This is a genomic window from Streptomyces sp. NPDC004788 (assembly GCF_053601115.1).
Map to the genome: position 1 here is coordinate 1 of NZ_JBSGBF010000097.1, position 11,477 is coordinate 11,477.

10 protein-coding genes are annotated in these 11,477 nt (G+C 71.3%); 5 read left to right on the top strand and 5 right to left on the bottom strand.

Translation table 11 applies throughout. The features are described from left to right. Positions 1 to 59: 59 nt before the first annotated feature. The 3 genes from ACWEJX_RS30810 to ACWEJX_RS30820 form a co-directional block, all read right to left on the bottom strand. Positions 60 to 635 carry a TerD family protein gene (locus ACWEJX_RS30810; protein WP_403793296.1) on the bottom strand — a complete coding sequence of 192 codons (576 nt, stop codon included), beginning with the start codon at positions 633 to 635 and terminating at the stop codon, positions 60 to 62. A 228-nt stretch (positions 636 to 863) separates the two neighbouring features. Beyond that, entirely contained in the window at positions 864 to 1,322 is a 459-nt protein-coding gene (locus ACWEJX_RS30815) for a peroxiredoxin (protein WP_451610703.1), read from the bottom strand. A 147-nt stretch (positions 1,323 to 1,469) separates the two neighbouring features. Further along, a complete protein-coding gene (locus tag ACWEJX_RS30820) occupies positions 1,470 to 1,892 on the bottom strand; it encodes a DUF3052 domain-containing protein (RefSeq protein WP_403793292.1) in 423 nt (140 codons plus the stop codon). 416 nt (positions 1,893 to 2,308) lie between these two features. Here ACWEJX_RS30820 and aceE point away from each other — a divergent pair, with 416 nt between their 5' ends. Beyond that, positions 2,309 to 5,041 (top strand): pyruvate dehydrogenase (acetyl-transferring), homodimeric type, encoded by a 2,733-nt coding sequence (gene aceE, locus ACWEJX_RS30825; RefSeq protein WP_451610704.1) that lies wholly within the window; start codon positions 2,309 to 2,311, stop codon positions 5,039 to 5,041. Positions 5,042 to 5,199: 158 nt separating this feature from the next. Further along, a complete protein-coding gene (locus tag ACWEJX_RS30830; protein ID WP_451610705.1) occupies positions 5,200 to 6,087 on the top strand; it encodes a potassium channel family protein in 888 nt (295 codons plus the stop codon). On the opposite strand, the gene ACWEJX_RS30835 is transcribed toward ACWEJX_RS30830, so the two are convergent. Continuing rightward, a complete protein-coding gene (locus ACWEJX_RS30835) occupies positions 6,068 to 6,541 on the bottom strand; it encodes a peptidase inhibitor family I36 protein (protein ID WP_451610706.1) in 474 nt (157 codons plus the stop codon). The genes ACWEJX_RS30830 and ACWEJX_RS30835 overlap by 20 nt on opposite strands. Positions 6,542 to 6,682: 141 nt before the next feature. Then, positions 6,683 to 8,314, bottom strand: a complete 1,632-nt coding sequence (locus ACWEJX_RS30840; RefSeq protein ID WP_451610707.1) for an MFS transporter — start codon at positions 8,312 to 8,314, stop codon at positions 6,683 to 6,685. 163 nt (positions 8,315 to 8,477) lie between these two features. Between ACWEJX_RS30840 and ACWEJX_RS30845 the strand changes: the two genes are divergently transcribed. The 3 genes from ACWEJX_RS30845 (at position 8,478) to ACWEJX_RS30855 (ending at position 11,410) form a co-directional block, all read left to right on the top strand. Further along, positions 8,478 to 9,107, top strand: a complete 630-nt coding sequence (locus tag ACWEJX_RS30845; protein ID WP_451610708.1) for a TetR family transcriptional regulator — start codon at positions 8,478 to 8,480, stop codon at positions 9,105 to 9,107. A gap of 112 nt (positions 9,108 to 9,219) precedes the next feature. Next, positions 9,220 to 10,443, top strand: coding sequence for an alpha/beta hydrolase (locus tag ACWEJX_RS30850; protein ID WP_451610709.1), 1,224 nt, complete (start codon positions 9,220 to 9,222; stop codon positions 10,441 to 10,443). Positions 10,444 to 10,531: 88 nt separating this feature from the next. Next, positions 10,532 to 11,410, top strand: coding sequence for a DUF4429 domain-containing protein (locus ACWEJX_RS30855; RefSeq protein WP_451610710.1), 879 nt, complete (start codon positions 10,532 to 10,534; stop codon positions 11,408 to 11,410). Positions 11,411 to 11,477 lie beyond the last annotated feature (67 nt).

Sequence of the window (11,477 nt, forward strand, 5' to 3'; positions counted from 1 at the left end):
GGCCTGGGCGGGCGCCACCCCGGCCCGCGCCGCGCAGAAGAACGGCACCCCGGTGGAGCTCAGACGTTGACGCCGAAGTCCTGCGCGATGCCGCGCAGGCCCGAGGCGTAACCCTGGCCGACGGCGCGGAACTTCCACTCCGTGCCGTGGCGGTACAGCTCGCCGAAGACCATGGCGGTCTCGGTGGAGGCGTCCTCGGAGAGGTCGTACCGCGCGATCTCGGCGCCGCCGTTCTGGTTCACGACGCGGATGAACGCGTTGCGGACCTGGCCGAAGGACTGCTGGCGGTTCTCGGCGTCGTAGATGGACACCGGGAAGACGATCTTGGCGACGTCGGCCGGCACGCCGGCCAGGTTGACCTTGACCTGCTCGTCGTCGCCCTCGCCCTCGCCGGTGAGGTTGTCACCGGTGTGCTCGACGGAGCCGTCGGCGCTCTTCAGGTTGTTGAAGAAGACGAAGTCCTGGTCGTTGCGGACCTTGCCGGCCTCGCTCACCAGGATGGCGCTGGCGTCGAGGTCGAAGTCCGTACCGGTGGTGGTGCGGACGTCCCAGCCCAGACCGACGGTGACGGCGGTCAGGCCAGGGGCCTCCTTGGTCAGCGAGACGTTGCCGCCCTTGCTGAGGCTGACTCCCACGAGTCCCTCCAGTGGTGTTCCAGGGGCAGCGCCCCCAGTCGTGCGTTGGCATCGGATCAACGTCTGGATCCTAGTGACGGGTTCCCCGCCGAAACAGACGTTTCGCCCGAGTGGCGTGGAGCATGGCCCGTCCGGACCCGGAAGGCGTCACGAAGGCGTGACGCAAGGGTGGTGCAGGCGTGGTGCAGGCGCGGTGCAGGCGTGGCGAAGCCGCGTCGATGGCGCGGCTCAGAGCGCCGCGAGCGCCTTCAGGTAGTCGTCGAGGTCGCGGGCGTCGGGCAGGGCGTTGACGACGGACCAGCGGACCGTGCCCGCCTTGTCGATGACGAAGGTGCCGCGCACCGCGCAGCCCTTGTCCTCGTCGAACACGCCGTACGCGCGCGAGGTGGCGCCGTGCGGCCAGAAGTCGGAGAGCAGCGGGAACTCCAGCTGCTCCTGGTCGCCGTAGACGCGCAGGGTGTGGATGGAGTCGTTGGAGACGGCGAGCAGCTGGGTGTCGTCGTTGACGAAGGCGTCGAGGTGGTCACGCAGCTCGCGCAGCTCGCCGGTGCACACGCCGGTGAAGGCGAAGGGGTAGAAGAACAGGACCACGTTGCGCTCGCCGCGGAAGGCGGAGAGCCGCACGGTGCGGCCGTGGTTGTCCTTCAGCTCGAAGTCGGGGGCCTCGGCTCCGATCTCGATCGCCATCGCGTACGCATCCCTTCGCCGGCGGGCCGGCCCTTGGGCCGAATCGGTGAAACCCACCCTAAGGGGCGGTCGGGACGCAGCTCGACCGGGGATGCGCGGAGCCCCCGCCGGTGTGTCCGGCGGGGGCTCCGTGCTGCGTTCGGGGAGTCAGCGCTTGGGGGTGACCAGGCGGGTGCCCGTCCAGTCCTTGGCGACGCTGATGCTCTTGGACTGGGAGAGACCTGCGGTCTGCGCGGCATCGCTGATGTCGCTCGGCTCGATGTAGCCGTCGCGGCCCGTCTTCGGGGTCAGCAGCCAGATCATGCCGCCGTCCTCCAGGAGTCCGATGGCGTCCACCAGTGCGTCGGTGAGGTCACCGTCCTCGTCGCGGAACCACAGCAGCACGACGTCGGCGACGTCGTCGTAGTCCTCGTCGACGAGATCCTGGGCGATGAGGGACTCGATGCCTTCACGGAGATCCTGGTCGACGTCGTCGTCGTAACCGATCTCCTGGACCACCTGTCCGGGCTCGAACCCCAGCCTCGCTGCCGGGTTGGTCCGCTCCTCCGCGTGGTCCGCGGTCGCGCTCACGGCTTGCCTCCTGATCATGTATCGGAAAATGCTTCGGCCACGCGCGTACGCGCGGCGCTGGCCGTAGTCCACACGTGCCGGGGCGGATCGCGCAAGTACCCGGCCGATGAGACCGCCGAAACGGTGACGTTTGGGGCCGTCTCGCCGCAACTTCCGGCGAACACCCGTCGCACTGCGTGACAGGTCGTGCACTCTTCGCCCGGCATTGTGGGCTTCTGTGGCTTCAGTCTGCCGAACGCTCTGGCGAAACGCATGCGCGGGATGGGCGTAAGGTTGCGATTTGACCGAACAAGGCGCCCCGCGAGGGTTACCGCTCGGTAAAGATGACGTTTGCCGTCGGCGGGGTACACGATGAACATCCCGGCCGCAGCGGGGCCCCTTCCCCCGCGGGCTCCACCGACCAGCGAAGGAACAGCGTGGCTTCCGCATCCGATCGCAACCCGATCATCATTGGCGGCCTTCCCAGCCAGGTCCCGGACTTCGACCCGGAAGAGACCCGGGAATGGCTCGACTCCCTGGACGCCGCCGTCGACGAGCGGGGCCGGGAGCGCGCCCGCTATCTCATGCTGCGGCTGATCGAGCGGGCCCGCGAGAGGCGGGTGGCCGTGCCCGAGATGCGCAGCACGGACTACGTCAACACCATCGCCACCAAGGACGAGCCCTTCTTCCCGGGCAACGAGGAGATCGAGCGCAAGGTCCTCAACGCCACCCGGTGGAACGCGGCCGTGATGGTCTCGCGCGCCCAGCGCCCCGGGATCGGCGTGGGCGGCCACATCGCGACCTTCGCCTCGTCCGCCTCCCTCTACGACGTCGGCTTCAACCACTTCTTCCGCGGCAAGGACGAGGGCGACGGCGGCGACCAGATCTTCTTCCAGGGCCACGCCTCCCCCGGCATCTACGCCCGCGCCTTCCTGCTCGACCGGCTGAGCGAGACGCAGCTCGACGCCTTCCGCCAGGAGAAGTCGAAGTTCCCCGACGGCCTGTCCTCCTATCCGCACCCGCGGCTCATGCCGGACTTCTGGGAGTTCCCGACCGTGTCGATGGGCCTCGGCCCGCTCGGCGCGATCTACCAGGCCCGGATGAACCGTTACATGGAGGCGCGCGGCATCGCCGACACCTCCAAGTCGCACGTGTGGGCCTTCCTCGGCGACGGCGAGATGGACGAGCCGGAGTCGCTCGGCCAGCTCACCCTCGCGGCCCGCGAGAACCTGGACAACCTGACCTTCGTCGTCAACTGCAACCTGCAGCGCCTCGACGGCCCGGTGCGCGGCAACGGCAAGGTCATCCAGGAACTGGAGTCGGTCTTCCGCGGGGCCGGCTGGAACGTCATCAAGCTGATCTGGGACCGTTCCTGGGACCCGCTGCTCGCCCAGGACCGCGACGGCATCCTGGTCAACAAGATGAACAACACGCCGGACGGGCAGTTCCAGACGTACGCGACGGAGACCGGCGGCTACATCCGCGACCACTTCTTCGGCGACGACCAGCGGCTGCGGGCCATGGTCGAGGGCATGACCGACGACCAGATCCTGCACCTGGGCCGCGGCGGTCACGACCACAAGAAGATCTTCGCGGCGTTCTCCGCGGCCAAGGCCCACCAGGGCCAGCCGACGGTGATCCTCGCCAAGACCGTCAAGGGCTGGACGCTCGGCCCCAACTTCGAGGGCCGCAACGCCACGCACCAGATGAAGAAGCTGACGGTCGACGACCTGAAGCGCTTCCGCGACCGGCTGCACATCCCGGTCACGGACAAGCAGCTGGAGGAGGGCCTGCCGCCCTACTACCACCCGGGCCGGAACTCCGAGGAGATCCAGTACATGCACGACCGCCGCAAGGCGCTCGGCGGGTACGTGCCCACCCGTGTTGTCCGCCCCAAGCCGCTGGTGCTGCCCGACGACAAGACCTACGCGGCGGTGAAGAAGGGCTCCGGCCAGCAGCAGATCGCCACCACGATGGCCTTCGTCCGGCTGCTCAAGGACCTGATGCGGGACAAGGAGATCGGCAGGCGCTTCGTGCTGATCGCGCCGGACGAGTACCGCACCTTCGGCATGGACTCGTTCTTCCCGAGCGCCAAGATCTACAACCCGCTCGGCCAGCAGTACGAGGCCGTGGACCGCGAACTGCTCCTCGCCTACAAGGAGTCCCCGACCGGCCAGATGCTGCACGACGGCATCTCCGAGGCGGGCTGCACCGCCTCGCTGATCGCCGCCGGCTCGGCCTACGCCACGCACGGCGAACCGCTCATCCCGGTCTACGTCTTCTACTCGATGTTCGGCTTCCAGCGCACCGGCGACCAGTTCTGGCAGATGGCCGACCAGCTCGCCCGCGGCTTCGTGCTGGGCGCCACCGCCGGCCGCACCACACTGACCGGCGAGGGCCTCCAGCACGCCGACGGCCACTCCCACCTCCTCGCCTCGACGAACCCGGGCTGTGTCGCCTACGACCCGGCCTTCGGCTTCGAGATCGCGCACATCGTCCAGGACGGTCTGCGCCGCATGTACGGCCCCGAGGCCGAGGACGTCTTCTACTACCTGACGGTCTACAACGAGCCGATCCAGCACCCGGCCGAGCCGGCGGACGTGGACGTCGAGGGCATCCTCAAGGGCATCCACCGCTACCGGCGCGGCGAGGCCGGCACGATCCCGGCGCAGATCATGGCCTCCGGCGTCGGCGTGCCGTGGGCCCTGGAGGCCCAGCGGATCCTCGCCGAGGAGTGGAACGTCCGCGCCGACGTCTGGTCCGCGACCTCCTGGAACGAGCTGCGCCGCGACGCCGTGGCCGCCGAGCAGCACAACCTGCTCCACCCCGAGGAGGAGCAGCGCGTCCCGTACGTGACGCGGAAGCTCCAGGGCGCCGAGGGCCCGTTCGTGGCGGTCTCCGACTGGATGCGCTCGGTGCCGGACCAGATCTCCCGCTGGGTGCCGGGCCGCTACACCTCGCTGGGCGCGGACGGCTTCGGCTTCGCGGACACGCGGGGCGCGGCCCGCCGCTTCTTCCACATCGACGCCCAGTCGATCGTGCTCGCGGTCCTCACGGAGCTGGCCCGCGACGGCAAGGTCGACCGCTCGGCCCTGAAGCAGGCCATCGACCGCTACCAGCTGCTCGACGTCTCGGCAGCCCACCCGGGCGCCGCCGGCGGCGACGCGTAACAGCGCCACGTAACGGCACCGCGGCAGCGCGCGGCACAGCACCGCGTAGGAGCGCGCGCGGCACGGCAGCGCGCCACGGCGCGTCGTGCCTGGTGAGGGCGGTGGGGCCACGGTCCCGCCGCCCTTCGGCGTTCCCCGGTTTTCCCTACGATGCGGGCATGAGAGATCGCTGGGAGGAGCTCACCCAGAAGCCGCTGCTCGTGCTCGCCGTGGCGTTCGGTGCCGCCTACGCCGTGCCGATCGTGGCGCCGGGCGCCGAGCCGTGGGTGCACCGGCTGTGCACCCACGTGGAGTGGACGGTGTGGGCGGCCTTCGCCCTCGACTACCTCGTGCGGCTCGCGCTCGCCCCGGCCCGCTGGGCCTTCGTACGCGGCCATCCGCTGGACCTGATCGCGGTGATACTGCCGATGGTGCAGCCGCTGCGGCTGCTCAGGGTGGTCTCCACACTCCTCCTGGTGGGCCGGCGGGCCCGGATGGCCCCGCAGATGACGCTCACCACGTACGTGGCGGGCGCGGTGGTCGGGCTGATGATGTTCGGCTCGCTCGCGGTGCTGCACGTGGAGCGGGACGCGCCCAACGGCAACATCAAGACGCTCGGGGACGCGCTCTGGTGGTCCTTCACCACGATGACCACCGTCGGCTACGGCGACCACGCCCCGACGACCGGTCTGGGCCGGGTGCTCGCGGTGGGCCTGATGCTGTCCGGGATCGCGCTCCTCGGTGTGGTGACGGCCAACATCGCGGCCTGGTTCATCTCCCGCTTCGACCGGGACGACGAGGCCGAGCGCCGGCAGACCGAGCTCCTGGAGGCGCTGACCGCCGAGGTGCGCGCCCTGCGGGCCGAGGTCGCGCGCCTCTCGGCCCCGCCGGCGGACGCGGGCCGTGGCGTGGATGCGGGTTGTGGCGTGGATGCGGGTTGTGGCGTGAACGCGGGTCCGGGCATGGGCGCGGGCAGGGGCGCGCGCCCTGGTACGGACGCGGGACCGGGCCCGGGCACCCCCGAGGTCCCTGCGCCCGCGGCTGCGCCTACCTCTCCCAGATCTTGAACGCCCGGACCTGGTAGGGCGTCTGGGGCGCCCACGTCCCTCTGCCCGGATAGGTCTCGAACTCCCCGGTCTCGGCGCACTCGGCGGACTGGTAGGTGGTGACCGGCCGCCCGGTCCGGTTGGCGAGGGACTGGGCGCTGGTCCCGGCCGGCAGGGCGATGCAGCTCTCGATGTCGACCGAGGCCAGCTCGTGGATCTGGGCCTTGCCCTTGAAGTCGGCCTTCGGCCACAGGCACAGCTGGCCGGGCCCGCAGGCGCCGAGGGCCGTGCCGGCCGCCCTCGCGAGTGCGCTGGCCGCGCTGGGCGCGGCAAGTGCGCTGGGCGCGGCATGTGCGGCGGCCACGGTGTGTGCGGTGGCCGCGGCGGCCGCGGTGGGTGCGGCCTGGGCCGGGAGCGCCGGCACCGCCAGGGCGGTCAACAGGACTCCGGCGGCGAGAAGCGTCTTCGTATACATGCAGGTGAACCCCCGTCTCGTAACTCTCTGTAATCATCAGCATGGCGGAGAGTCCAACCCAACGGAAGAGGGGCCGCCCCCGTTCACGCGAACAGGTGACGGCCCCCTACGGGAACCCTGAGAGCCGAGAGCCTGCGGCTCCTAGATGTGGGCCGCGCCCGCCCCCGCCTCCGCGTTCTCGCCGCGCTTGGTGAGCGTGGCGACCAGCGCGGCGACGACCGCCACGACACCGGCGACGGTGAAGGCGAGGCCCATGCCGTCCATGAAGGTGTCGTGGATGACCTTGCCGATGACCTGCACGATCTCCGGCGTCATGCCCGGCGCCTTGGCCAGCTCCGGCGGCACCATGCCGAACTCGGCGGCCTGCTCCAGGCGCGGGTCGGCGGGCCCGGGCAGGTGGGCCGCCCGCCAGTTCTCGCCGAAGGCACTCGACACCTTCGAGGACATGACGGCGCCGAGCACCGCCGTCCCGAGCGCGCCGCCGACCTGCATCGCGGCCTGCTGCAGGCCGCCGGCCACGCCGGACAGCTCCAGCGGCGCGTTGCCGACGATGACCTCGGTGGCGCCGACCATGACCGGGGCGAGGCCGAGGCCGAGGAGCGCGAACCACAGCGACATGGTGAGGGTGCCGGTGCCGGGGGTCAGGCTGATCATGCCGAACATGGCGACGGCGGTGCACACCATGCCGCCGACCAGCGGGACCCGCGGGCCGAACCGGGTGATCAGCGCACCCGCCAGCGGCGAGGAGACGATCATCATGCCGGTGAGCGGCAGCAGGTGCAGACCGGCGTCGACCGGCTTGAGTCCCTTCACGCCCTGCAGGTAGAAGGTGACGAAGAACAGGCCGCCCATGAAGGCGAAGGCCATCAGGACCATGAGGACCACTCCGGCCGACAGCGGCACGGAGCGGAACATCTTCAGCGGGATCAGCGGCTCCTTGGCCCTGGTCTCCCACACCGCGAACACGGCGAAGAGGACGAGTGCGCCGATCAGGCAGCCCCAGGTCCTGCCGCCGCCCCAGCCCCAGGACTCGCCGGCCTTGATGATGCCCCAGATGAGGGCGGCCATCGCGGCGGAGAGCAGCAGGATGCCGAAGACGTCGAAGGAGCGCGGGGCGTTCTCGGCGCGGTGGTCCTTGAGGATCACGAGGCCGAGGACGAGCGCGAGGACGCCGACCGGCACGTTGATGAAGAAGACGGACTGCCAGCTGACCTTCTCCACGAGCAGGCCGCCGACGATCGGGCCGCCCGCCGTCGAGGCGCCGATGACCATGCCCCAGATGCCGATGGCCATGTTGAGCTTCTCGGCCGGGAAGGTGGCGCGCAGCAGGCCGAGCGCGGCCGGCATGAGCAGGGCGCCGAAGAGGCCCTGGAGGACCCGGAAGGCGATCACGAGCGCGATCGAGCTGGACAGTCCGATCGCGCCGGAGGCGGCGGCGAAGCCGGTGATGCCGATGAGGAAGGTCTGCCGGTGGCCGAAGCGGTCACCGAGCTTGCCGGCGGTGACGAGGGCGACGGCGAGCGCGAGCAGGTAGCCGTTGGTGATCCACTGGACCTGGGCGAGCGACGCCTGGAGGTCCTCCTTGATGGCGGGGTTGGCGATGGCGACGATCGTGCCGTCGAGCGCGACCATCATCACGCCCACCGCTACGGAGAACAGGGTCAGCCACGGGTGACCGCGCAGTCCCCTCGCCCGAGCCGCGTCGGCCGGCTCCGGCTCCGGGGCACCCCCCTGACCCTGCGGGGCCTTTTCCACGGTGATCTGACTAGTCATGAAAACGAGGCTAGTGTCAGCCACTGACAATTGACAAAGCGATTCACGCGCCGGTAACTGTCACGTAGCTCACAGGTACGCTGAGCAGGTCCGAACGGCGAGAAAACGGCGAGAACAAGACGGAAGACGTGGCCGAGAACGTGACGGAAGAGGGGCGCCGGACGTGACCGCTCCCGGTCTGCGCGAGCGCAAGAAGCAGCGCACCCGCGACGCGCTGGTCCGGGTGGCCCTGGAGCTGTTCACCACCCAGGGGTACGAGCGGACCACCGTCGACGAGATCGCCGACGCCGTCGACGTCTCCCAGCGCACCTTCTTCCGCTACTTCGCCACCAAGGAGGACGTGGCCTTCGCCGTCCAGCAGATGGTGGAGCAGCGCTTCCTCCGCTCGCTGACCGAGCGGCCGCCCGAGGAGGGCCCGTTCGACGCGCTGCGCAACGCGGTGCTCGGCGGCTGGGACACCATCGGCGAGGCGATCGAGGAGGTCGTCCCCGTCGAGCTGTACCTCCGCACCTTCCACCTCATCGAGTCCACGCCGGCCCTGCTCGCCGTCCATCTGCGCCGCTCCACCGAGATGGAGGACACGCTCGCCCGGGTGATCGCCGAGCGCGAGGGGCTCGACGTCGACGAGGACCCGCGGCCGCGGATCGCGGTCGCCGCGTTCGGTGGCGTGATGCGGGTGACCGGCCAGCTCTGGGTCCGCGGCGAGGACCGGACCCTGGACTCGATCCGCGCGCTCACCGAGCGGTACCTCGACCATCTGGGCGCCGCACTCGCCCCGCGCTGGCGCCCGTAACCCGTTCCCGGCGTACGCCCCCTCACCCACCGTCACCACCCCGCCCCCGCCCGGCGTGATCCGCGTCACTCGTGGCACGGGCGCCCCGGGGCGGCCCCTAGGGTGACCCCCAATGTCTTCCTTCGACTCCGACCCCGCCCTCTCGGTCGCCCTCTCCGTCTGGCGCGCGCTGCTCGCGCTGGCCGTGGTGTTCGTGCTCCTCGCGACCACGGGATGGACCACGATCCGGCATCAGCCCACGCAGGGCGACACCCGGGCGCAGGCGCTCGCCGCCTGGGCGCGCGACCGGGTCGGCGGCCGCGCGCTGCCGGACCCGGCGGCGCCGGCCCGTACGATCGCCGCGTTCTTCGCCGCCGCCGGCCCCGCGCAGAGCGCCCGGCTCGCCACCGCCCACCCGTTCGTCGTGGGCAATCTCAACGGCGCCCCCGTCACCCTGCGCTACCGCGCCAACCGGGTCTCGCTCGGCCGTGCGCTGGCCGCCGAGCGGGGCCGGGTCGACGACCCGAGGCTCAGCGCCGACGGCCGCCACGAGGCGCAGCGCCGGGTCGACCGCTTCCGGTCGCTGATGCGGCCGGGCCGCCAGATACTCGCCTTCGACCCGAGCGGTACGGGGCGGACGGCGGAGGTCCTGGGCGACCTGGAGCGGGCCCGGCGGGTGTCCGTGATCGTGCCCGGTGTCGACACCAACCTGCTGACCTTCCAGAAGACCGCGCGCCGCTACTCGGCGGTCGTCGGGATGGCCGAGTCGCTGTACGACGCCGAGCGGCGGGCCGATCCGGGCGCCCGTACGGCCGTGATCGCCTGGGCGGACTACACCGCGCCCGTCGGCGTCGGCATCGACGCGGCCATCGGGGAGCTGGCGGAGCGGGGCGCGGTCCGGCTCGTCGACCTCACCGCGGCGCTGCCCGGGGACTCGCGCGTCACGCTCTTCTGCCACAGCTACGGCTCCGTCCTGTGCGGGGTCGCCGCGCCCCGGCTGCCCGCGCGGGTGTCCGACGTGGTGGTGGCCGGCAGCCCCGGGATGCGCGTCGAGCGGGCCGCCGACCTGGACACCGGGGCCCGGGTCTGGGCCATGCGGGACGCCGACGACTGGATCGCGGACGTGCCGCACCTGGAGCTGGGCGGGGTCGGGCACGGCACCGACCCGGTGGCGCCGGAGTTCGGCGCGCGGCTGCTCTCGGCGGCCGGCGCGGACGGCCACGCGGGCTACTTCGTGCCGGGCACGCTCAGCCTGCGGAACTTCGCGGCGATCGGGGTCGGCTCGTACCGTTCGCTGACCTGCTCGACCGCCGACAGCGCCTGTCTCCGTGGAATCTTCGGCGCGGCGGCCTCCTGACGCGCGTAGCGCGCCGAGGGGCACGGGTGCGTCGCGGCGGATTTACGGTGGTTACGGAGGGGCGACGTCGGGGCATACGCCGCATACGATGAGGCGTATGGGTGATGTGCTGGCCGGAATTCATGCCACCTGGGAGTTCGAGAGCGACGCAGTCGTCATCCGCTTCGAACGGGGGATCCGCACTCCGAAGCTCTTCCAGGCGCTGCGCGAACGACGCGTCCCGCACGAGGCGCTGGCGTCGGTGACGCTGTCGCCGGGGGCGCGGGGCACCGTCGTGCTGCACGCCGTGCCGCGGGCGGGGGCCGATCCGCTGATGGAGGCGGCGGCGGGGCAGCTGAAGGACGGGTGCGACCCGTACCGTCTGGTGCTGCCCGCCGACAAGGAGACGCTCGCCGAGTACTACCGCGACGAGCTGCGCGCGCTCCTCCCGCCGGAGGACGCCGACCTGCCCGCGGACGGCTTCCTGGTGGCGGCGCCGGAGGGCCCGCAGTCCTTCAAGGCGTACGACGGGAAGGCGAGCTTCGACGGGGTGGCGGAGGTGTCCTTCCGCTGGTCGTGGTCCGGCGCGTCCTCGGAGAAGTGGAAGGCCGGCGACCAGACCTTCCGGGTGCGCGAGCTGAGCGGCGTCGAGTGGCGCTCGCCCGAGGTCTTCGACGGCTATCTGCGACTGCTGGCCCGGGACGGCGCGGCGGACGGCCCGGACGGGCGGCCGGCGCAGCCCGACCACGACCCGGCGTCCGTCGTCTTCGGCTTCGGCTACGGGCCGGTCCACCAGTCCCTGCCGTTCGCGGCCTCGGTCCTCGCGGCGATCCGCGGAGCGTCGGCGCGGGTGCCGGTGACGGTGCCGCAGCGGGATCCGGCGGGCATTGCGGAAAGGATTCGCCACCTGGGCGAGCTGCACCGGGCGGGGCTCGTCACGGACGAGGAGTTCTCCTCGAAGAAGGCGGAACTCCTGGCGGAGCTCTGAGCTCTTGTGGCTGAGGCCGGAGCCCGAACCCGAAGACCGGAGCGCCGAGCCCTTGGGCCTGAGCCCG

Excerpts from the sequence above, each read along its gene's own strand:
- ACWEJX_RS30815 (WP_451610703.1), bottom strand. The coding sequence starts at position 1,322 with ATGGCGATCGAGATCGGAGCCGAGGCCCCCGACTTCGAGCTGAAGGAC.
- ACWEJX_RS30830 (WP_451610705.1), top strand. The coding sequence starts at position 5,200 with ATGAGAGATCGCTGGGAGGAGCTCACCCAGAAGCCGCTGCTCGTGCTC.
- ACWEJX_RS30835 (WP_451610706.1), bottom strand. The coding sequence starts at position 6,541 with ATGTATACGAAGACGCTTCTCGCCGCCGGAGTCCTGTTGACCGCCCTG.
- ACWEJX_RS30840 (WP_451610707.1), bottom strand. The coding sequence starts at position 8,314 with ATGACTAGTCAGATCACCGTGGAAAAGGCCCCGCAGGGTCAGGGGGGT.
- ACWEJX_RS30850 (WP_451610709.1), top strand. The coding sequence starts at position 9,220 with ATGTCTTCCTTCGACTCCGACCCCGCCCTCTCGGTCGCCCTCTCCGTC.
- ACWEJX_RS30855 (WP_451610710.1), top strand. The coding sequence starts at position 10,532 with ATGAGGCGTATGGGTGATGTGCTGGCCGGAATTCATGCCACCTGGGAG.